The organism is Okeania sp. (genome assembly GCF_035285525.1).
GTDB lineage: Bacteria > Cyanobacteriota > Cyanobacteriia > Cyanobacteriales > Microcoleaceae > Trichodesmium.
Window position 1 is genome coordinate 1 of the sequence record NZ_JAYKGW010000041.1, and the last position, 24,434, is coordinate 24,434.

Annotated in this window: 14 protein-coding genes; 9 read left to right on the forward strand and 5 right to left on the reverse strand. The window is 35.4% G+C overall.

Annotated elements, in window-relative coordinates; all coding sequences use genetic code 11:
- The 3 genes from VKJ25_RS04615 to VKJ25_RS04625 all read right to left on the reverse strand — a co-directional run.
- Positions 1 to 251 (reverse strand): hypothetical protein (locus VKJ25_RS04615; protein WP_324235450.1); only part of this gene is annotated, 251 nt, incomplete at its 3' end.
- 291 nt (positions 252 to 542) lie between these two features.
- Positions 543 to 1,202: a deoxyribonuclease V gene (gene nfi / locus VKJ25_RS04620; RefSeq protein WP_324235451.1), complete on the reverse strand. Its 660-nt coding sequence runs from the start codon at positions 1,200 to 1,202 to the stop codon at positions 543 to 545.
- A gap of 225 nt (positions 1,203 to 1,427) precedes the next feature.
- Complete coding sequence (locus VKJ25_RS04625) at positions 1,428 to 1,814, reverse strand: hypothetical protein (protein WP_324235463.1); 387 nt, start codon at positions 1,812 to 1,814, stop codon at positions 1,428 to 1,430.
- Between the two features lie 362 nt (positions 1,815 to 2,176).
- On the opposite strand from VKJ25_RS04625, the gene VKJ25_RS04630 reads away from it, so the two are divergent.
- Both VKJ25_RS04630 and VKJ25_RS04635 read left to right on the forward strand, forming a co-directional pair.
- Positions 2,177 to 3,580, forward strand: a complete 1,404-nt coding sequence (locus VKJ25_RS04630; protein WP_324235452.1) for a sensor histidine kinase — start codon at positions 2,177 to 2,179, stop codon at positions 3,578 to 3,580.
- Between the two features lie 197 nt (positions 3,581 to 3,777).
- Entirely contained in the window at positions 3,778 to 4,422 is a 645-nt protein-coding gene (locus VKJ25_RS04635) for a M23 family metallopeptidase (RefSeq protein ID WP_324235453.1), read from the forward strand.
- Positions 4,423 to 4,908: 486 nt separating this feature from the next.
- On the opposite strand, the gene ftsH is transcribed toward VKJ25_RS04635, so the two are convergent.
- On the reverse strand, positions 4,909 to 6,912 hold the full coding sequence (gene ftsH, locus VKJ25_RS04640; protein WP_324235454.1) for an ATP-dependent zinc metalloprotease FtsH: 2,004 nt from the start codon (positions 6,910 to 6,912) through the stop codon (positions 4,909 to 4,911).
- Positions 6,913 to 7,388: 476 nt separating this feature from the next.
- Between ftsH and tilS the strand changes: the two genes are divergently transcribed.
- Entirely contained in the window at positions 7,389 to 8,429 is a 1,041-nt protein-coding gene (gene tilS, locus VKJ25_RS04645; RefSeq protein ID WP_324235455.1) for a tRNA lysidine(34) synthetase TilS, read from the forward strand.
- A 425-nt stretch (positions 8,430 to 8,854) separates the two neighbouring features.
- On the opposite strand, the gene hmpF is transcribed toward tilS, so the two are convergent.
- A complete protein-coding gene (gene hmpF, locus VKJ25_RS04650) occupies positions 8,855 to 10,591 on the reverse strand; it encodes a pilus motility taxis protein HmpF (protein WP_324235456.1) in 1,737 nt (578 codons plus the stop codon).
- A gap of 759 nt (positions 10,592 to 11,350) precedes the next feature.
- Between hmpF and VKJ25_RS04655 the strand changes: the two genes are divergently transcribed.
- The 6 genes from VKJ25_RS04655 (at position 11,351) to VKJ25_RS04680 (ending at position 23,839) form a co-directional block, all read left to right on the forward strand.
- A complete protein-coding gene (locus VKJ25_RS04655; protein ID WP_324235457.1) occupies positions 11,351 to 12,517 on the forward strand; it encodes a response regulator in 1,167 nt (388 codons plus the stop codon).
- A gap of 897 nt (positions 12,518 to 13,414) precedes the next feature.
- Complete coding sequence (locus VKJ25_RS04660; protein WP_324235458.1) at positions 13,415 to 13,780, forward strand: response regulator transcription factor; 366 nt, start codon at positions 13,415 to 13,417, stop codon at positions 13,778 to 13,780.
- A 12-nt stretch (positions 13,781 to 13,792) separates the two neighbouring features.
- Positions 13,793 to 14,311 carry a chemotaxis protein CheW gene (locus tag VKJ25_RS04665; protein WP_324235459.1) on the forward strand — a complete coding sequence of 173 codons (519 nt, stop codon included), beginning with the start codon at positions 13,793 to 13,795 and terminating at the stop codon, positions 14,309 to 14,311.
- 252 nt (positions 14,312 to 14,563) lie between these two features.
- On the forward strand, positions 14,564 to 17,818 hold the full coding sequence (locus tag VKJ25_RS04670) for a methyl-accepting chemotaxis protein (protein WP_324235460.1): 3,255 nt from the start codon (positions 14,564 to 14,566) through the stop codon (positions 17,816 to 17,818).
- Between the two features lie 361 nt (positions 17,819 to 18,179).
- Positions 18,180 to 18,422: a zinc ribbon domain-containing protein gene (locus VKJ25_RS04675; RefSeq protein WP_324235461.1), complete on the forward strand. Its 243-nt coding sequence runs from the start codon at positions 18,180 to 18,182 to the stop codon at positions 18,420 to 18,422.
- A 1,880-nt stretch (positions 18,423 to 20,302) separates the two neighbouring features.
- Complete coding sequence (locus VKJ25_RS04680) at positions 20,303 to 23,839, forward strand: hybrid sensor histidine kinase/response regulator (protein WP_324235462.1); 3,537 nt, start codon at positions 20,303 to 20,305, stop codon at positions 23,837 to 23,839.
- Positions 23,840 to 24,434: the final 595 nt, after the last annotated feature.

A 24,434-nucleotide genomic window follows, 5' to 3' on the forward strand; every position in this document is an offset into this window, starting at 1 on the left:
AAAGCCCAAGGCTTTTCTAAATCATGTAAAAATGTTACTAATAAAACATCTGATAGAGAAAAAGGTAAAGTTCTTAATCCGTTCAAATGATGATAAAAACTATAGGCAATATTCATAACTTCTTGAATATGATCTATATATCCACCAACCCATGCTTGATGATTATGAGTCGAACCTCTAACCGTCTGAAAAAGTTGTCGGTTTTCTTCTAAGAGTTGTAAACATTTAGAACCATTAGGTTTATCAATCATTGATAATAATTCTTCAACTGTTTAGTAAATCATTTCAGGTATTAGTTATCAGTTATCAGTTATCAGTAAATACAGTTCAGTTAAGGATTTTTTGGGCAACTATTAGTAGTGGACTGACACAGCTAAAACTTTACATTAGATTTTCTCCTTTCCCACCTTGTCTTCCTTGCCTTCTTTGTCTTCCTTATCCTCCTTGTCCTCCTTTTCCTCCTTCTCTCTTCTTCCTTCTCTCTTCCTCCTTCTCTCTTCTTCCTTCTTCCTTCTTTCTTCTTTCTTCTTCCTTCTTCCTTCCTAAAATGAAGCTAATTTATCTGCCCAACGAGTTGTTTCTGGCAACCGATATTTAGTAGTACATTTTAACACATAATTAATAGCACTTTTTAAACTAATTTTATGACCAGTAGAAACATAAATTGGTTTAACTCCAGTACGACTTCTAACAACTGCACCAATAACTTCTTTTTTATCTATTAATGGTTGCCAATTACCTTTTTCTAAACCAACAGAATCATGCTCCCCAATATAATGAGATTTACCCACACCAATACTAGGAATATTAACTAAAACTCCTAAGTGACAAGCTACTCCAAATCGACGAGGATGAATTAATCCTTGACCGTCACAAAGTAACAAGTCGGGAATAATATTTAGCTTTTTTAAAGCTTCTAAAATAGCAGGTATTTCTCGAAAAGATAATAAACCAGGAATATAAGGAAAAGAAGTAGGAAGTTGAGCGATCGCTTGTTCTTTTAATTCTAATTCGGGAAAGTTTAAAACTGCTATTGCTGCTTGAGTAATTTGATCATCTTTACTATAACCAACATCAACTCCAGCTACATATTTAATTTCTCCAAATTTGTCTTCAGCTATTACTTGATGTCGCAGTTTTTCTTGCATAGCGATCGCCCTTTCTACGTCAGTCGGAACATCAAACTTTTGGTCTATTTTCATAACACTATAGAACTGAATAATTTACCTACTACTTATTCTCTACTCTTCCAACTCCCCTCACCGAAAAATTGAACGTCTCCTATTAAAAAAAAATTATGACTTACGCAAAAAAACCCAGCTTCTAGAGCAAATCATTGTTTTTAACACATAAACATCTACGAGAAACCGGGTTTCTGGGTTTGCCTGTGTAAGTCCTAAGGATCAAAAAAACTGATAACTGAAATGTCACTCCCTATTCTGACTATCCCTTCTCCCTAATTCATAAATACCGCAAGTGAAACAAGTAATTATTCCAATACTAATTGACCAACTTTTATCTAAACCAAATTCTACTGCCCAATTGCATAAAGTTCCTACTATTAAAAAAGGAACAATACTAAAAATAGAAGCATAAAAAGCATTTTGAGATTCTCTTGCTTTCCGGGTTCTTTCAAATTCCTCCTCAGATGTATACAACGCTCTTTCGGCAAAATTAAACCAACGATTAAGTTGTAATGTTACCCACTCACTTACAGGGGAAAAACCCCAATATAAACCCAAAGACCACAAAGATGTACCTGCAATTGTTGTGGCATCTATGGCCACTCTAAACGGAAAAATTTCTTCTAGAATCATTTTTTAAAATCTTAAATTATTTTATTTCAGAGAATTTTAAATTATTAGACATCTCCAAAAAGAAAAACCAGGGAATCAATTATTATGCATAAATCATCAATTATTTGCCCTTCCATACCTGTTTCCAGTCAAGTGTTCCCTCTTTTCCGGAGATATCTATTAGTTATTATAGTTATATTATTAGGTAAATACACCAGTCAGCAAGATAGTTAGGATATTTTTCCCCGTCTCAAATTTAGTCCGTAAAGAAACCCTAGAAACCAGGTTTCTTAAAGAAACTGGGTTTCTCTGTGACAGCTAAGACCTTTCTACTTGCACTGATAACTGATAACTAAAAAGCTGTATCCTCAATATGTGTAATGACAATTGATAACTTTGACTGGGAATATAATCTCAAACTTATTAGAGCAGGGATCGGAACCAAAATTGGTCCAGAATTTTTTCAAGCTTGCACTCAATACCTAGCTCAAATTTTGCAAATAAAATATGCACTAATTGCAGAAATTTTAGACACCGATCCTCCAAAAGCAAAAGTATTAGCTTTCTGGTCAGAAAAAGGCTTTCTTCCTAACTTTGAATACGATCTAGAAGGAACTCCCAGTAGTACACTTTACGAAGCAGATGTCAAAATCTATCCCCATTCAATTCAAGAACTTTTTCCTGAAGATATACACTTATTAAACTTACAAGCTGAAGGTTATTTAGGTATTCCCATTATAGATAGTCATGGAAAAAAAATTGGTCATATTGCAGGTTTAGACACTAAACCTTTAAAAAACAGCTATCAAGAACAAGAATATATCTTAAAAATATTTGCTGCTCGTTCTGCGGCTGAAATTGAGAGAATGTCAGCCGAAAAAGCCCTAAAACAGCAAAATATTTACTTACAAGAAACTATTAAAAAGTTAAAAAAGACTCAATCTCAACTCATTCATGCTGAAAAAATGTCTGGTTTAGGACAAATGGTTGCCGGAGTTGCCCATGAAATTAATAATCCTCTAAACTTTATCTCTGGCAACTTAAATCATTGCCATAACTATACAAAAGATTTATTAGATTTAATCCATCTTTTTCAACAAAAATTCCCAAATTTACCCGCAGATATTCAAGAGAAAATTGAAGAAATTGAATTAGATTATGTGGAGAAAGATTTACCTAGCTTATTAGGTTCAATGATACTAGGAGTAAATAGAATTAGTGAAATTGTTAAATCATTACGAACTTTTTCTCGTCTAGACGAAGCCAAAATAAAACTGATAGATATTCATGCAGGTATTAACAGCACCTTACTTATTTTGCAAGCTCGTTTAAAAAATCAGCCCTTTGAAATTCAAGTAATTAAAAATTATAACCAACTACCTTTTATTAATTGTTATGCTAGTGCATTAAATCAAGTTTTAATAAATATTATTAATAATGCCATTGATGCCCTAGAAAAAAAATTTTATCAAAACAAATTTACCGAAGAACAACCAACAATTTGTATCACAACCAAAAAATTAGAAAATAATTGGATGGGGATTTATATTTCTGATAATGGCTTAGGGATAGAAGAGAAAAACCACTCCAAAATCTTCGACCCCTTTTTTACTACTAAACCAGTTGGTAAAGGTACAGGTTTAGGCTTATCAATTAGTTATCAAATAATTGTTGAACAGCACAAAGGAAGAATCAAGTGTATTTCCTCTCCTGAAAAAGGCTCTGAATTTGTAATAGAAATACCAATAAGTTCTGTGGAACCTTTCCAAAACTATCAAATTTAGAAAGCTTGTCAGTATTCAACCCCAGAAACCCAGAAAAAACCCCCAGAAACCAGGTTTCTTGAAGAAACCTGGTTTCTCTGTGGTGACGCTGATTAAAAACTTGTGTCAAAAAGTTACTGATTAACTGTATAATAGCGCGAGTATTAACATAGTTATTTCATTTTGACTGTAGATTCTTCCTTCAAAAAGTAAAAAATATGTCAAATCCTAGAAAAAATCTCCCACACCAATTATCTAAAACTATCAGACAAACTTTACATTATCCTCAGAAAAAATTATTACTACTAGGACTGATTGCCCTTGCTACAGCAGCTTTAGGAATAAAACAAGAATTAGTCAAAGCACAAGAAACCAAAATTCCCAATCAACAAACCGCTTACATTAACGACTGGCAAAACGCCTCTTTCCCTGTAGAAAACTTTCAACAATATACATCACCTTTTGGCCCTCGTGGTGGAGGGTTTCATTATGGACTAGACTTAGCCGCTCCCAAAGGAAGCTATATCCGCAGTTGGTGGACTGGCAAAGTTGTCGAAGTTTGGGAAGATGGTCGATGTGGTACTGGTATTGTAATTGAATCAGGTGCTTGGGAACACATCTATTGTCATGTTCAAGGGACGGTAGAAATTCATAACGGACGTCGCTATTTGGTAGATCGTAGTGGTGGAATTATGTTACCTCAAGGTCAAGTCCTACCTGCTGGAAGTCGAATAGCTAGAGTGGGAATGACTGGTAGAACCAGTGGTCCTCATTTACATTGGGGTTTAAAATATGGAGGACGCTGGGTAGATCCTGGTTTAGTTTTGCGAGAAATGTACTCTGAACAAACAAGGCGATCCTAATAATTCATTCATTCAAAATTCAAAACTAATATCATGTCTTGATAACTTAGAGAACTCAGAAACCCGGTTTCTCTTTGACAACTTTTATTGCTAATTAGTCGTATGAAAGACGACTTTAGTTTTGAGCTAAGGAATTTATTTCTAAGCTCTTCGTTTCAACCCACTAATTAAAAAGTCAAAAGTAATGTCATGTCTTGATAATTCAGAAAACTCAGAAACCCGGTTTCTCTTTGACAACTTTTATTGCTAATTAGTCGAAAGACGACTTTAGCTTTGAGCTAAGGAATTTATTTCTATCTAAGCTCTTTTAACCATATTAAACATCTGCGATCATAAAAAATGAAATGGGTGCATCTGATCTCAAATCAATTATGACAGAGAAATCATCAATTATTGACTTTTACCAAAAAATGAGGTATAAAGCCTCCCCTTTTAAGGAGGTTCACTCTCTACTGATAACTGATCGCTGAAAAAGCTCCCTAAATTTCAACTTTTCTTTTCCAAATTAATAGCCGACTTCTGTTTCTCAGGTAACTCCCTGTACTCCGAAACTATTCTCCGGAACTCATCACCCTCAATAGTCTCCTTTTCTATCAACAAATCTACCAACCTATCAATCAAAACACGATTTTCTCGAATAACTTGTCGAGCTTTTTCATAACAATGAAAAGCCATCGTTCGTACTTGATGATCGATCTTAACCGCTACTTCCTCAGAATATTCAGACTGCTGCGACTGCCAACCTCGACCTAAAAAAACCTCCCCACTAGGATTTTCCAAAGCCAAAGGTCCTAAATCAGACATTCCATAGCGAGTTACCATTTCACGAGCCAAATTAGCAACACTTCTAATATCGTTAGTAGCTCCCACCGTAACTTCCGCCGAACCAAAAATCTCTTCTTCCGCAGCACGTCCACCTAAAGAAATTGTAATCCGATCTATCAACCAACCACGAGTATACATCCCACTGTCAATCATTCCCTCATCCATAATAGGTTGCGCAAAACCACCCACTCCCCCAGAACGAGGAATAATAGTCACCTTATTCAAAGGATCGGAATTTTTGAGCAAAGTCATCAACAAAGCATGACCCAACTCATGGTAAGCAATTAACCGTTTTTTCTTACTATCCAATAATGGAGTCAGACTCAAACCAATAGTCACTCGGTCAATAGCATCATCAATTTCTACAGATGTAATTCCCTCTTTGCGTCGTCTAGCAGTTAAAATCGCAGCCTCATTCAACATATTAGATAAATCCGCTCCCGAAAAACCAGGAGTCTTGCGAGCGATCGCCTCCAAAGATACCTCCGGAGTTAACTTCTTATTCCGAGCATGAACTTCCAAAATTCCTAAACGCCCATTATAAGTAGGTAAATCAACAGTCACCTGTCTATCAAAACGACCAGGACGTAACAAAGCCGCATCCAAAACATCCGGACGATTAGTCGCCGCAATAATAATAATTCCATTATTACCCTCAAACCCATCCATTTCCGTTAAAAGTTGGTTAAGAGTTTGTTCTCGTTCATCATTACCCCCACCAATACCAGCACCTCTTTGTCTACCGACCGCATCTATTTCATCTATAAATATGATACAAGGAGCATTTTCCTTAGCCTTTCTAAACAAATCTCGTACCCGAGAAGCTCCCACACCCACAAACATTTCCACAAATTCCGAACCAGATATACTAAAAAAAGGAACTCCAGCTTCACCAGCGATCGCCTTTGCCAAAAGAGTCTTACCCGTTCCCGGAGGTCCTACCAAAAGCACACCTTTAGGAATTTTCGCCCCAATAGCTGTAAACTTCTCTGGTTTTTTCAAGAAACCAACAACTTCCTGAAGTTCTTCTTTTGCTTCTTCAATACCTGCCACATCATCAAACAATACCCCTGTCTTAGCCTCCATCTGAAAACGTGCCCTAGACTTACCAAAATTTAAGGCATTTCCCTGAGACTGACTAGAGCGACGGAGAATTGTCAGTAGTACAAAAATGACTACCAGAACGATGAGAATATTAAATATAATACCCATAGCAGCCGTATTATCAGGAGAGCGCTTCAGCTCAAAGTCAATTTTTTGAGTACGAACTCGATCTAGTAATTCCGGGTTATACTCAAATACTCTCACCGTATACATTGGCTCATTAGCTTTTTGCCCTTTGAGGCTAACCCTAGCAATACCTTGAGAAGGATAAGCATCTATTTCTGTTACTTCCCCAGCCTTAATTTTCTCTAATAGCTCACTATAGCTCAGATTTTTTGGGGTCTTATTAGCAAGAGCTGGAGTTCCCAATAATGTTCCTTGAGCAATTATTCCAGTAGCTAAAATTTTCCATATTAGTTTACTACTTAATTTTTGACCAAGGATTTTACCAAGAATAGTTTTGGTATTTTCAGTCATGGATTTCGTTTGAGATAGTAACCAGTTGTGGTGATTCATTACCTTAAGTTCATCATTTTGGATTTGTTGCCAGAAATTTTTCATTATTTTTAATTGTGGCCTTTTATCTCAATTAAGTGTGTATATCTATATAATAAATAACGTGTCTTCAAATAGAGGTTTGTTTATTTTCTGAATAGTTGCAAAAATGACAATACATTGGCGTTATTCTTCCCAATATTGTTATCCTATAAAGATATAGTCATAAGGAAATTTTTGAGAAAAAACGTAAGCATTTAGCTGTCAGCTATTAGCTATTAGTTAGTATATACCATCCCCCTAAATCCCCCTTTTTAAACTATGCTTTATCAAAATCTTTCTTAACATAAAACTTGACAAAATTGACAAGTCAAGTTATTTGTAAGTCTGGGTTCGGCATTTTAAATTATTAGTTATTATAGTTATATTGTTAGCTAAATATGTCAGTCAGTAAAACAGTTAGAAACCCGGTTTCTCTGGGACAGCTAAGAACTTTCTATTTACACTGATAACTGATAACTCAAAAAACTCCCTTCCTGAAAATGAATCAATCTTATTCTCAAGATTGGACACCACTCCATGACCAACTACATCAAACATTACGTCAAAGAAAATTATTACCAAAAAATCAAAGAATATTAATCGCAGTATCTGGCGGTCAAGACTCCCTCTGTCTAACCAAATTACTATTAGATTTACAATCAAAATGGAACTGGTATTTAGCAATTGCTCATTGCGACCATAAATGGCGACCTGACTCAGAAGCTAATGCTAATTATGTCAAAAAATTAGCCATAAATTGGCAACTTCCATTCTATTTAGAAACAGCAAATAAAATCTATAAAAGTGAAGCAGAAGCCAGAAAATGGCGTTATCAAACCCTAAACAAAATTGCTTTAGAATCCAACTTTCTATATATTGTAACTGGCCATACAGCCAGCGATCGCGCAGAAACTCTCCTCTATAATCTAATTCGTGGTAGTGGAACTGATGGCCTCCAAGCCCTAACCTGGCAACGTCCCCTCACAGAAAGTTTCTCCCCCTTACTGGTACGTCCCCTATTAGAAATTAGCCGTACCCAAACAGGTAACTTTTGTCAAGAGCAAAAAATCAGAATTTGGGAAGATTCCACAAACCAAGATTTACATTATGCTCGGAACCGTATCCGCCTAGAATTATTTCCTATCCTACGGCAATTTAACCCCCAAGCTGAATTAGCTTTAGCCCAAACAGCAGAAATACTTAGTGCTGAAGTTGAATATTTTGACAATGAAACAGAAAAATTATTAGAGAAAGTAACAGAAGTTGATATAAATAACTTTAATATTTCTCAACTTGAAGAGCAACCAGTCAGATATATTATCAATCGTTTAGTATTACGCGAAGCTCCTCTAGCTTTACAACGTAGAGTAATGAGAAACATCCTACATAAGCTTTTACCTACTAATCCTAACTTCAGTCATATTGAAAAATTAACAGCATTAATCAACTCTCCTAACCGTTCTCAAACAGATCCCTTTCCTGGAGGAGCGATCGCCAAAGTCCAACACCCCTGGATTATTTTAGTAAGTAGGGTTTGCTGATTTATCAGGAACCGTAAAAGTCTGGTTGTGAAGTTAGGGAGTAGGGAGTAGTAGGGACACCCTTCCTTATGCAACCTCCGTACAGAATCAAGAGGAATCAGGAGTTGAGTGAGGATGTACTTGTCAAAATTATCCCTTGCCAATTTTGTCCAAGTCTTACCCAGATACTCACTTTTTCACTCTTATAAGGCGAAAATCTGGTACTTTTTCACGTTCTCAAAAGCCTAAAACCTTTACCAATAAATGCTTTTAGATTTAATCAGCCAGCCCTAAGTAGTCGGGCAAAATAAATTTCCTAGTTAAGGGAGGGAACAGGTATGGAGGGAACACTTCACTGGAATCAAGAATTGATAATTTCTGGATCAGATTGGAGATATCTAATAGTAATGTGTAATTAATTTTGTATAAGCACTTATAAAAAATTACTACTTAATTAATAAATCTGACTCTGGTTTGACAAGAATATCCTGGAGAACCTGACCTAACTGAGCTACTTGTTCACCTATACCCTGTACTTGCTCTACTCCACCCACTACTTCTTCAAGTTGCTGTTTCAATTTATCTAAATAACCCTCCAGAGGAACTATTACTTCTTGATCCACAGCCCCAGTTCCACCCCCCATATTGGCCTTCTGCTTTTCCCTCAAATTCAACTCTAACTGCTCAATTTCATTTCTTTTAACTTCTTGTTGCTGAGTTTGCTTATTAATTAAATCTTCTTTTTGGCCAATTTCAGTTTGTATTTGTTCAATTTCAGCCTCTAACTTTTGTAACTCTTCTGTCAATTGTTGTTTGTGACTCTCAATTTGTAAAAGTATAGGCTCTATATTTGCTTTATTTGGTTTTTCTTGAGCAGAAGAATTACCCAATCTACTCCAAAGAACTGTTTGATGCTGATTTAATATTTCTTCTCTTTCCTTAAGATTTCTTTGAGAACCTACCAAAGACTCACTTAACATTCTATAACGGTCTCTCTCATCAGAAAGTTCTGAGTTCAAGCTAATCCTGTCATACTCACTAGCTTTATCAATTCTTCTTTGCAAAGCATCCATTTCTTCCTGTTGTAAAGCCAATTCCTCTTCCTGATCTTTCACAAAACTCATATCCCTTTGTAAATCTTGTTGCAAACCTTGTACCAATTCCTCTAACTCATTAAGAGGCATTTTTTGCAAAGCTTCAACATCTACTTTGTTCGTAATACCATCATTCTGCAATGATTTGACCAAATCCCTCAGTTGCTCATAAACTTGCTTTTGTGTCTTAATTTGATCGTTTAACTTTTGAGTATAGTCTTGCTTACTAGCCAAGAGAATTCGTTGCCCTTTCAATTCCGCAGTAATTTTGGCCAAAGATTCCCAATTTTGTCGCCATTCTACCCATTTGTTTTGGACATGATTATTCAAACTGTCTATCTCTTCCTGCTGTGTGTTAGAATCTTGATTACCTGTATTTTGCCACTGCTTTCTATGTTGTTCTAGAGTTTCTTTTTGATTAGTAACTATTTCTAAGGATTGACTTAACTTTTCTCCCAGAGAATTGGTTGGAGTTATTGCTTCATTCAACCAATTCAATATATCTTTTATATATTGAGATTGTTCAGGATTTAAAACAGAGCCTTGACTTAATTCTCCTTTATATTTCTCAAATTCCTCTTTTTGCTTTTCTAATTCTAAGCGTTCTGCCTCTAACTCTTTTTTAATTTGCCCCATCTGTTGCTGGAGTTGATGAGATTCCTGACGTTGCTGCTCCAAATTATCAATTTCAGCTTGTAGCTTTTCAAGCTCTTCCTCCTTAGCCTGTAAATCTATTTCTCGACGATTCAGTTCATGGGCTTGAAAAGTAAGAGAAGCTTTCCATTGCTCTATCTCTTCCCATTGTGTTTTGGACTTTTCTTGGGACCGAGAGAAATTTTGGAGAATTTTTACTAACTGACGTGCAGCATCTTGAATCTGCTGCACCTGCTTATTGTTATTCAAGTCTACTAGCACCAATGCACCAGGAGAAAATTCCTTAGCTTCATCAGCCGGAATAACTTCTTCACCTGGTACAGCAGTCCAATTGTGTTCACCGCGCTGACAGGCTAGTAACTTCAAATCAGTTCTACCACCACCAAGACCACCAAAACCTATTGGCCTTCTTTGTACTTCTGCTAAATATAGCACACTGTTATCCTCTTGAAGTATCTATGCTACAAAGATTAATTTTTATAATTTATTGTTTTTTATGTTACCACTCTGAGCCGCAACAATAACTATGTTAATCTGAATATCAGGAATTAAGAATATTATTCAACCTTGGTTCTGGAATGAATTTTACATATATTTAAGCGGAACCAAGTATATTTCTTTATTTATTTTAACCAAAATACTATATTTAATAAGTACCGAGTTACTTTTATTTTTTAGGAATTTGGAGCAAAAGTTATAGATATAATCTCTGAATTAAACACTTTAATTCATTATTTTGGTAGAGTTATTAAAATTTAGTATTCAATTGAAATTCCCAATCAAGAGAATGTTATAACTATGACCAAAATAATCAAATAATGATAATATAACATACTATAGTATAAAATATTATTTGTACAAGAACAAACTATGAGAAATTATAGCAGAGCATATTTACAACCATCATTAGGAAATGCGGGTTTTCATGTATCTGATAATTTGACCAACTAGAATAATTCTGAAGACAAATAATAAAAATTAAGAATCATTATCTGCAAATGTCTATTCTAGTCCCAAAATCAATAAGCGTTTAATTTTAGTGATATAATTCTCCTAAGTTAGACAGAAATACCTTATGCTTATGATATGTAAATATTCTATCCTAAAAATAACCAGGAATCTTAGTCTTTCCTATATTTCCTATATACATATCTACATTATTATTTTTCATCAAAAATTTATTTTACAAGCTGCATGCAGGGAAATTTAAGTGAAATTGATATCCGCAGCATCCTGCAACTGATAGACTTAGGTCAGCGAACTGGTGAACTGTTTGTTAAGGCCTACAGTTCCACAGTTAGCAGTAATATTGCTGAACCCCAGCAGCACTTTCCTAAAGAACCATCTTGGTTTGTATTTTTTATGAGTGGTCAGATTATCTATGCTACCCCAAGTGCAGGTAGTTTATCCCGTTTAAGAGACTACTTACATCGGTATAAAGCAGATCGATATCTTGACACAATTAAAGTTCCTTTTGTTGGCTCTGTCAATGCACCTGAGTATGGATATTTATGGGCTTTGCTAGAAAAAGGAATTCTGACACCAGAGCAGGGACGAAGCATTATCCATAATATGGTTCGTGAAACTCTATTTGAATTACTAAGTCTCCGTCGAGGAGCGTTCATCTTTGAAGTTGGCCCAGCTCTCGCACCTCAGCTCACAACCTTAGAAGTTAGCTCATTACTGGCCAAAATTATCCAGCAAATACAAGAATGGAATCAGTTTTCTCCTTATATTCAATCTGCTGAACAGTGTCCAGTAATTTCTGATCCAGCCCAGTTAAAAAAAGCATTAAAGCCAAACATATATAATATTTTAAGTCATTGGTCAGACGGTCAAACATCGATCCGGCAAATAGCTAGATATCTAAATAGAGATATATTAACAGTAGCTAAGGCGATTTATCCTTTTGTGCAAAAAGGGATAGTGCAATTACTCGATCAATGTTCAAAAACCAGCATGGTCAAAAAACCAAAGTCATGGCAAGGAAAAACCAAAATTCCCAAAAAAGTAGTATGTATTGATGATGATTTAATTGTTCAGGAAAAAGTTAAGTCAATTCTTAATCCTCATGGTTATGAAGTAAGTACTCTTAGCGATCCCCTCAAAGCATTAGGTGAAGTATTTCAAATTAAACCAGACTTAATTTTATGTGACATTGCTATGCCTGAACTAGATGGTTATGAGATTTGTGCGATGTTGCGTAACTCCACACTATTTCATCAGACCCCTATTATTATGCTTACTGGTATGGAAGGGTTTATAGATAGGGTTAAGGCCAGAATAGTTGGAGCTACACACTACTTGACTAAACCTTTTGGAGAAAGTGAATTACTAATGTTGCTCGAAAAGTATATTTGAACAGGATTACAAAATTCTCAAGTTTACATAATGTTGTCAAAAAATCAAGAAACTTAGGATGCTTTATATAAACCAGTTATGACAATAGTTTTTTGTAGTTGACTAATTTACGACAATATTATCTTAATTTATAATCTAATTAGGCTTTGCTGAAAAAGTATTTTTGCATTTGGTAGGGAGTAGTGAAGATTTAGGATAAGCGAGGAGTTGTTGCAGAGGTGGTCATTTAGAATTAATTCCTTTGATTTTTCTGCCATAGCTAGCCTTTAATGCTAACTCTTTGAACCTCAAAAACCTAAAAGCTAACTTTTTTCATACTCAAATTTAGCTTTTGGCTGTCAAGGTTTTAAAATTTAATCAACAAACCCTAATTAGTCGAGTAGTTAGCTGAAAAGTATAGTCAAGTCTTTAAATATTTAATCTTCAAGTGGACTTTGCCATTGGTAATTGCTAAGATGATCATTAGTATTGGGGAAAAAATCCTTGGTTACTCTAGTTAACTATTGGCAACTATTATGAAGAGATGATAAGTAAGATCAAAACCTTTGATAATAAGCTTTTCAGTCAACTTCTCTCCCGGAAAAATTAGCTGCCAAGATGGGCTATGATTGTTACAATTTAGTTGAGGATTACTGTATATTCTGTTTAAGTCTGAACTGATACCTACAGCTAAAATATTAATTTAGTAAGTTAAGTGCGCAAAAATACTTAATAATAATTAATACTGCTATTATAAAAAAGAGTGACTACCTATTATGTATATTTAATCAAACCAATACCTATGCAATTGATATATGACATAAGCCAAAAAACCAACTTACTTATGGCTTATGAAAATTCTAATCAATACCTATATTTTAACTATCAATTTTAAATCCAAGCTATCAGGTAAAAAAAATGAGCAAAGTTTTAGTTGTAGAAGATAGCGTTACTCAAAGAGAAATGATATCACAACTTCTGAAAAATAGCGGATTAGCAGTTACTGTTGCTAATGATGGAGTAGAAGCTTTGGGACGACTAAAAAATACTAAACCCGATATAGTGGTATTAGATATTGTCATGCCCAGAATGAATGGCTATGAAGTTTGTAGGAGGATCAAATCTGATCCTCAAACTAAGGATATTCCAGTTGTTATGTGTTCTTCCAAGGGAGAAGAATTTGACCGTTACTGGGGTTTAAAGCAAGGGGCAGATGCCTACATTGCCAAACCATTTCAGCCCACAGAACTTGTGGGAACAGTTAAACAATTGTTAAGACGCTAAGTTTAAGAATCTATGGTAGGCAATGAAGAATTTTTACCAGGCCAAGGTACAGGAATCCAAGAATTAGAAAATCCTGAAGGTGAACAACATTTGCGATTTTATTTACCCTCTGGTAATGAGTTTGCTCTACTAGCAACAGATATACGAGAAGTGATTTATCAATCTCCAGAAGGTATTACAGCTATTCCCAATGTCTCTTCCTTACTTTTAGGTACCATAAATGTTAGGGGAAGAGTTATTTGGGTAGCTGATTTAGCTCAATTTCTTGGAGACCCAATCCCAGTAAATACCGATCAACCAGAGATTAAAATAATAGCAGTAGAAGATCAAGACACTATATTAGGACTAGCAGTTGAACGAATTGTGGGAATGCAGTGGCTTGATGAAAAGAAACTGAAAATGTCCACCGATGTTCCAGATGGTATGGCTCCTTTCTTACGAGGAGAGTGGGTTTTTGATAAGAAGGGAGAACAAGTTCTCAGGCTACTGGATCAAGAAGCAATTATTCGCTCGGCTCGATGGGCAGCCTAAAAAGGACGTTTTCCGCCCTTGAGCGGACATGAAACGCTACGCGACATGGAAAGCGGAGCATTCCGTCAGGAAATCGCATTTTTGCCTGTGCAACGTCCGTAGGGTTGATAAGTCAACATAATTATTTGACTCAGTTGTCTATAATATTTAAGATTTCTGAGTAAGGCTGATTCCCAATTCCTAATTCTGTTAATGATAAAATTCAAAAACTAAAAATAAATAATATTATTATTCTTGAGAGAGGGACAGCAAATGACGTCATCCAGCACAGATTTTTTACAAGATTATCACAAGGTAGAAGATGCCTACAGTCAGGGCAATTATGAAGAAGCAGCAACTTTAGTTTACAATTTAATTCAGGATTATCCAGAAAACCCTAGTTCTCGGCTCCTTTGTGGTCATATATATTGCTATGGACTTCATCAGTATGATGTGGCCAAAGAACAATATCAGTTAGTTTTTGACCTTAGTGATGATCCAGAACTGTTGGAATATGCTCGACAAGGTATAAGTGATAGTGAGCAATTTATTAGAGATTATTCAGTTACCTCTGATGAATCTCCAGAAATTCTAGACGATATTAACCTTGATGATTATCAAGATGAAGAGTTTTTAGAAGGACAAATTTCTAGGGAGATGGAAGCGATCGCAGAGCAAAATGATCTAGAATTAGATGAAAAAGACCAAGAAGACATTACAGACCCAGAACTAATTCTCAATGAAAATATTCTAGAATTAGATGCTAATGAGTTAGAAAATTTCAGAGATTCAGAACTAATTCTCAATAAAAATGCTCTAGAATTAGATGCCAATGACCTAGAGAATATTGCCGACTCAGAACTAATTCTCAATGAAAATTCTCTAGAACTAGATATGGAAGACCTAGAAAATATTAGAGATTCAGAACTAATTCTCAATGAAAATACTTTAGAATTAACAGAAGAAAACTCCGGAGAAAATTTGCATCTAGGGAAATTAGAGTTAGAAAAAATAAATGATTTAGAATTAACAGATGAAGATGATAATCCTTTCACCAAAAATGGTAGTTTCTATAAAGATGAATATTTAGAAGATTTAGAAGATTTGACACAATCTGACAATAATATTATAGATAACCAAGAAATAAAAAAACAGTTGCCCATAGAAAATGGTCAAGTATTTACTAATGGAACCAAGCAAAAATTAACAGATAATGTAGTTTTAAATGGTAAAAATAGTGAATCTTTAGAAGATATACCTGATTTTACTTTAGCCGCAGAACTAGATGAAATATGGAAAAAACAACAAGAAGAATTGTTAAAAGAAGAAGAAATGTCTGAAAGTCAAATCTTGGAATATGAAGACATTAAAAATAGTAAAACTACCCAAAATGTTAACCAAGGTTATCAAAAAGAAGAGTTAGACTTAGACTTATTAAATGAAGACTTTGAGAATGTAATAGATGAAATATTAGATAGTTCTGAGGAAACAAATAATATAAAAAATGAAGGGACAGAAAATAAAAACTCTAGCCGTAATTTTTCAGAGACATCAGATATAGATGAAGCCACTTTGCTAATGGAAAATAAAAATAATCATTTCAAGGGGGGAAAAATTAGAGGTAAACAAGTTGAAATAGGAGATGAATTATATAAAGAATGGGAGCAAAGAGAAGAGAAGAGTGAAGAAGTAGTGGAAGAACTAGATAGTTTTGACATGAATGAATTTGACGAAGCAGCATTTAGCCAAGCTTTTAATCTGGATCAAGAAGAAAATGGAGATCAAAAAGCTAATGGTTTTCTAGAAGATGATGAATTTGGTAATTTTGAAGACTATGCTTCTCTGACTGAAGGAATAGAAGAGGTGTCAACTGATATGACCACTCCTGAAATAGAGGTAGTAGGATCAAATTTAGAACCAATGGATACAGGAATGGTTATGGGGGCTACAACAGGAGCTTTGTTTGATAATAAGGCTGATGGTAGCGCGATTGATAATGAAGAAGCTATACCAATAGTAGATCATCAACTCCCTACATTTAGCAAAATTAAAGGAGAAGAAGTAGATACAAGTGTAATGGTTGAACAGGGTGGACTAGCTTTTTGGGAAAATGCTTCCCTGTATACAAAACAACTATACACAGCCATAGGAACAATGATAGTATCTTTCATTGCAGTAGCTTCTGTGAGTTATACAGTTTCTTTGACTTCTTCCCAAGAAGAAAAAACAGAGGTAGTTTCTGATTTGCGGCGGACTGGTTGGATAATGACAGCCGTAGCAGGAATAAGCAGCGGTTTAACTGCTTATGGTCTTGGACGGATAACTGCAAAGCAAATAGAAAGAGCAAACAAAGACTTAAATACTCAATTTGATATCATTTGTGATGGTAATTTAAAGGCGATAGCGACAGTGTACTCAGAGGATGAGTTTGGTAAGTTGGCTGCTAAGTTTAATCATACGGCTAAAGTAATTCAAGCAACTTATATGGATGCTCAAAGAAAAGCAGAAGAAAATGAGCAGGCAAAAGAAGATTTACAACGACAAGTAATTCGCTTACTAGATGATGTAGAAGGGGCAGCTCGTGGAGATTTGACTGTGAGTGCTGAGGTTACAGCTAATGTTTTAGGGGCAGTTGCAGATTCGTTTAATTTGATTATTCAAAATTTGCGGGAAATTGTGCATCAGGTAAAGGAGGCTGCCCAAAGGGTGAGTAGGGGGTCTATGGATAGTGCGACGTTTGCTCAAGGTTTATCTACAGATGCTTTGCGACAAGCAGAAGAGTTGGCAGCAACTCTACAGTCTGTACAAGTGATGACTGATGCTATTCAACGGGTAGCTAATAATGCTCGTGAAACAGAAGATGTAGCTCGTTCAGCGGCAGCTTTGGCATTGAAAGGAGGGGAAACGGTAGACCGTACTGTAGCTGGTATTCTCCAAATTAGAGAAGGTGTGGCAGATGCAACTCGAAGGGTGAAACGTTTATCAGAATTTACTCAGGAAATTTCTAAGATTGTCGGTTCAATTTCTGCGATTGCTTCTCGGACAAATTTGTTGGCATTGAATGCTAGTATTGAGGCAGCTAGAGCGGGAGAAGCGGGTAAAGGATTTGCTGTGGTAGCGGATGAAGTTCGACAGTTAGCGGATAAGTCAGCTAAAGAATCTAAGAATATTGAACATACTGTTATGCAAATCCAGACTGAGACGGGAGGGGTAATGACTGGAATGGAGGAAGCAACTCAGCATGTTATTAAGGGAACGGCTTTGGCAGAAGAGGCGAAGCAATCTCTGGAAGATATTGTGCAAGTTACAACTAGAATTGATGTTTTAGTACGTTCTATTGCTGCGGATACAGTGGAACAAAATGAAGTAGCTCAATCGGTATCGAAAGTAATGCAGGGAGTGGAAATGACGGCTCAAGAAACTTCTCAGGAATCTCAACGAGTTTATAGTTCTCTCCAGAATTTGGTGGGTGTTGCTCGTGATTTGTTGACTTCGGTAGAGCGTTTCCGGGTAGATCCAGCAGAGTAATGAAGTAAGGATTTTTAATGTGATGTCCAATTTTCTAGGTTTTTCACTCTTCCTGAAATAGCTAACACTAGAAAAGATACATTGCAGAAACTTAAGTACAGGACAAAAATTTTAAAACCTTATGAAAATTAGCTATATTGCTAGGGTTGAAAATCAAAAACCTAGTAAATTAATTGCACCACAAAACAGCTTTATTTTTAGTTCAAAACTTTGATGTAATTTTGCTTCCCAATAGACATCTCCAAAAACAAAAAATTAAATCAATTATCTAACATAAATCATCTATTCTTTCCGCCTACTCCCAGCTCCCTACTCCCTATTCCCTCTTTTCTGGAGATGTCTAATGCATGAAGTTTTTGAGATGACAATCAAATCTAATAGAAAACTCAGAAGTAAGTCAGTCAGACAAATTTTAACTTTGGCACATTATAGGTTTGAACAATTCTTAAAACATAAAACTTACGAATACAACAAAGTTGTTTTGGATGTAAGTGGAGCCTATACTAGCAAAACAGTTGGTTGGACTGGCGACATTCTCAACAATTTAGGTGGGAAAAAAGTTGTTGTTGGTAGTAATGGATTTCGACTAGACCGCGACTTATAGCAATGCATGAGGATGGTGAGGTACACTTAACACCTACTGCAGTTCAGCCTTAGTTTGCTGTAACAACCACCGAAGGTTGTGTTACTAAAATTACTAAATAAAATTTTGTACCTCACGCGCGGGCGTGAAATTGCTGTAAATGGAGCGCGTGGAATCTTTATTAAAAGCTTGGTAGAACATCCTTCTATCACTTTGGGAGATACCCCCTCAGTAGGTTAATCTTACTCTGCATTGTTAATTTTTGTTAGCAATGCAGAGTATCGGTGTATCATTTCAGTTATCAGTACCTCTCTCTGGCTCTGTGCATTGGGATTGAAATACTGAATTGAAACTTTTTTCCCTGTAGAGGGACAGCTCGGGGCGCTGCCAAGGGGAGGCTTGAGACCTTATTTTTTGCTTGTCAATTTTTTAATTGACAAAATAGCTATTTTATGATAGCTGGAAATGGCGATCGCTATGCTAATAAAATGACTGAGGCTACCAAATGTAGTCATTTAATTTAAGAATGAAACACTTTTTCGGTTGAAATCCTGATCAAGGATGACAAGGAGGACAAGGTAGACAAGGTAGACAAGGATTTTTCTGTCTGCGTTTTATGTTAAGAAAGATGTTTATAGAACCCCTAAGCGTATCTTTGCCAAAGTGAGGATTTAAAGACAGGAGTCAGGATTTCAAGAAATAGAATAGAGAAAAAAGTATAAAAATACTCCCATTATGCACCATCTACCCGACTCCCCGACTTTATAGATCAGCTTAGGGGTTCTATAAAGCATAGCTTAAAAGGGGAGGCTTACCTCTTTTTTTGGTAAACAGAAAGATGAACTGAGTAATGTAATATAGGGCTGGGTGAATTAGTTTGGGTAAGTTATGAATAATATTTAATCATTGAGCCTGAAGTTAATGAAATTAGTATAAAAATTTTTACAAGTTATTTACGATTACTATATATTTCACTTTATAATATAATTTAATTGAAAATATAAAACCAGGTTAAAATTTGATTATTAACAATCAACAGTAAGAATCACTTAGAACTTATCAATGAGGAAGCCAATTTGATATTCGAGATTGTTTCTCGCAATAGACATCTCCAAAAATAAAAAGTAAAATCAATTATTATCCATAAATTATCAATTCTTTTTCCCCATTCCCTCTTTTCTGGAGATGTCTAATGACAAAAAATAGGTTATTTTGTGCAAGTAATGATCGGGACTTACACAGGAGGTACTATATATAGAGTTAAAAAACTATTGCGTATGGGGTTTTAAGCACTATATCTAGGGTCTCTGCGCAAGTCCTGATGATGTATTAGATTTTCACTGTCAGGACTTACGCAAGGCCAGGGAATTTTGTCATGGCGGGACTCGCAGCGCAAGCGAAGCGCAAGCAACAGCGTTGCGCTCCGCGATATGGAAAGCGCAGCATGACCTCAGGAAATGCAGAGCATTCCAAACCGAAAGCAATCTCAAGTGCCTAAAAATCGTTCATCATGGCTTTAGTCCTGATTGTAATTATTGCTCTGACAACGTTTGGATAATTTTCCTAAAACACCATTTAAGGCTTGATGCACTACTACTGGAATGTTTCATAATGTTGCGTTAGAAAATGGGGTGATGGGGTGATGGGGTGATGGGGTGATGGGGTGATGGGGTGATGGGGTGATGGGGTGACGAAAAAAGTTAATGCACTATTTTAGGTGAAACAGCCAATTACGGAAAGCTCCGCTTTTCATATTGCGCAGCGAAACAACGGTTGTTCTCTAAAAAGCAATAATATTTTTGACAGAAATTAAGATAGGATTGCTATAGATAAAAATTGAAAATCCTGATGATAAGGGTGTCAAAAAAGATAATAAATAAACATTATACGAAATAGGTAAAATGGATATGTTAAACCAAGCAAAAAATCAACTCAACAAGAACAATATTAATGAAGAATTAGATAAACAGAATAATACTAAAACTCATAATGAAGATTCTATAGACGACTGGTTCAATAGCCTAGAAAGTAGAGATATAGATAATAATGATAACTTAATAGTAGTAGCAGAGAAAGAAAATAAAGGTCCTGAAGTAGGAGCATCAGAATTAAATAGTTTAGCAGATTTATTTGAAGGGGAAACACCAGATTTAGATTCTAGTTGGGAAGAAGAAGTGCTAGATCAAGGAGAATTAGAATTAGATCAACAAAAAATATCTCAAATTGATACTGATGATGATGATGATATATCTGAATTCTTATTTGATATTAATGACCCTCCACAATCACCAAAATTTTCCAATAAAAATAAATGGGATGTTGTGAGTCCAAAAGGTAAAGAATTGTCGGATTTGTTTGAGAAAATCGGGAAAAATGAGCTAGATAAAAGTAGTAATTATGAAATTAAAAATTCTAATGATTTAGCAAATATATTTGGTGACTTAGAAAATGGAGAATTATCAGAATTAGAAGATATGGATAACCCAGAGATTGACTGGCAATTAGACATGAATTTAGAAGCAAATACTTCTCAAGCTCAAATAAATCTTACTTCCCAAAATCAGGCCGAAAATTCTGAGTTAGATAAATTAGATTGGAGTGATTTATTGGCAATTGAAGATGTAGATAAAAGGATAAAAAGTGATACGAAAGCAGAAGAATCTCAGCTCAATATAAATACTACAAATGATTTAATTTCTACAGAATCAGACTTAGAATCACTGTTTGAAGATTTAGAAGAAATTCCTGTAGAATCAGACGATTTGACATCTAGTTTGGCAGAACTATTTGAGCAACAAGATTTAGGCTCTTCAAGCTCACAGGATTTAACAGATTTGGAGCAGTTAGACTGGCAAAATTTTACACAAAATGATGACAATGATTTGAATAGTTTATTGGACGATAAAAGTTTAGATTTTGCTCACCTATTATCAGAAAGTAAAGTTGAAAGGAATCACAAAAATCAGGTAACTTCAGAAGCTATAGAAAACTTATGGTCTACATTACAAGAGGCAAAAGATAACAATGAATTTCATCAAGGTGAAGCTGATATATTAGGTTTAGATGAGTTGCCAGATGTAGTAACTCAGAAAACTGATATAGAGATAGAAAAAAGTCAAGAATTAATAGCTAATAAGCAAACAAAAATAGAAGATTATGAATTTATTGCCTTAGAAGCAATTCTCAAACCTGAAAAGTATAACAATTACAATGTTTTTGAGCAACTAGAGAGACTATTAAATGGTAAAGAAATTCACTCTGAATTTCAAGTAAATACAGGAGTTGTAAATCAAACTCATACACAGCAAATATCGATCAAAAGAACGAGCAAGTCACAAGAAATAGAAAATCAAGAATCATTGAGTGAAGAAGATAAATCCTTAGAAAATTATAATATAGATACTTCTAAATCATTAGTAGTTTCTACTACTAATGCTCCTCCTCCTCGCCGAAAATCTCGCCCTCTAGAACAAACAATAAAAGTACCTGCAAAGCAATTAGATAATCTGAGTAATTTGGTAGGTGAACTGGTAGTTAATCGTAATAGTTTAGAACAAGGTCAGGAACGAATGCGTCAGTTTCTAGATAATTTACTTCATCAAGTAATGTTACTTAGTGATGCTGGGCAAAGAATGCATGATCTATACGAAAAAACTCTTCTAGAAAGAGCAATTTGGGATAGTCGTCATGGACATCGTTCTGTCAATACTTCTCATGTATCAAACACAGAAAATAACAGTGAAACTTCTGAAGGAAAACTCGATCCTCTCGATCTCGATCGGGCTGAAAATTTCACTCCTTTCCACTTATTAGCTCAGGAAACTATTGAATATATTGTCAGAGTACGAGAGTCTGCCTCTGATATAGAATTTTTAGTTGATGATGCGGAACAAGTAACTCGTCAATTACGACAGGTGACAACTCAATTACAAGAAGGGTTCACAAAATCAAGAATGATACCTTTCTCTCAAACAGTACAACTTTTACCTCGTTATGTGCGAGATCGTTCCATAGAGTTTGGTAAAGAGGTAGAACTACAGGTAGAAGGGACAGAAACTTTGATTGACAAAATGATTCAAGATAAGCTTTCTGACCCGATGAAACACCTGATAAATAATGCTATAGCTCATGGAGTTGAAACATCCCAAGAACGTATCAGTGCAGGTAAATCTCCCAAGGGGCAAATCAAAATTCGTGCTTTTCACCAAGGAAACCAGACAGTGATTTCTGTAGCAGACGATGGGGCAGGAATTAATCCGGAAAAAGTGAAACATAAAGCGATCAAAAAACGTGTGATTAGTCAGAAACAAGCTCAAGAAATGTCTACGTTGGATGTTTATGACTTACTCTTTCATCCGGGTTTTAGTACGAAAGATAAGGTTGATGAGTTGTCAGGTCGTGGAGTAGGTTTAGATGTAGTGAAAACTAATTTGACTGAGATTCGAGGTACTATTACTATTGATTCTAGTATTGGGAAAGGTACAATATTTACTATTCGCTTACCACTGACTTTAAGTATCTCGAAAGCATTGTGTTGTATTAGCGATCGCTCCAGGATTGCTTTTCCTATGGATGGGGTAGAAGATATGATCAAAGTTGATCAAGATGATGTGAAAACGGCAGAAAATGGGCAGAACTATGTAGAATGGCGTGGAGCAAAGTTGCCTTTTAGTCACTTGCGAGATTTACTGGTTTATAATCGTAATCTCCGGAGGGGTAATGTTTATGGTGTAAATGCAGAAGAAGATATGATATCAATTGTGGTTTTGCGTTCTGCTTCCGTGGGTATATTTTTAGCGGTGCAAGTGGATCAAGTTTTAGAACAACAAGAAATCGTAATTAAACAATTAGAAGGTCCTGTACCTAAACCTATGGGTATTGCAGGTGCAACTGTTTTAGGGGATGGTAAAATTGTCGCGATCGCAGATGTGATTGAGTTAATTAATTTGGCAACCGGAAAACAACGGCGAGATGAAGGTAATATTTGGCCTTCTGTCACTCAAGATACTATATCTTTGCCTACAGAAAACAAGAGTGAGTTAACAGTATTAATTGTAGATGATTCTATTACAGTCCGTGAGTTGTTATCAATGACATTTAGTAAAGCTGGTTATCGAGTTGAACAAGCAAGGGATGGTCAGGATGCTTGGGAAAAATTGCGTGCTGGTTTACCTTGCGATTTGGTATTTTGTGATATTGAAATGCCTCGGATGGATGGTTTTGAGTTATTATCTCGGGTAAAAAGTGATTCTCATTTGGAGGTATTACCTATGGCGATGTTGACATCTCGGGGTGCTGCCAAACACAGGAAAATGGCTTTTGATTTAGGCGCTAAGGGTTATTTTACTAAACCATTTATAGAAGATAAATTGTTAGAGGGTGCAGTTAGTATACTTGAAGGTAAAACGGTTGGAGATGTTGTTACGGCAGTTCATTAGAGGGAGGAAGGAAGAAGGAGAAATAATTTGCAGCATATTCAGGGAAATAATGTAGTATGTAAATGTTAAATTTTTTGTGGTGCGGGCATCTTGCCCGCGACAGTTGTGTTTCATAGTCTGTAGGGCATATATTCCGCACGTCAAAATATTAAGTCGAAAGTTAAAATTCAGAATTCATGCTTTAAGAAGAAAATTATCAAAGTAAAGTACAAAATATTAAGTCAAAATTTACAATTCAGAATTCATGCTTTAAGCAGACAATTATCAAAGTAAAGTACAAAATATTAAGTCGAAATTTAAAATTCAGAATTCATGCTTTAATATCATGTCCGGTTGAATACTTGTTGTATATTTGGGTCTGTGTGGTCTGTGTGGTCTGTGTGGGGAGATGGGGAGTAGAAAGTGTAGATAGAATTATGAACATATACTATATAACCGGATTCTATATAAGAAGAAAATTATCAAAGTAAAGGGCTTTGTTGCATGAATGTTGCGATCGCAACTTCTCTTCTGGGAAGAAGTTAATTGGTGAATTAGAATTCTACTTTGTAACTTTCTGGCTGACAATTCTGTATCATACGATTAAGTATGGCAC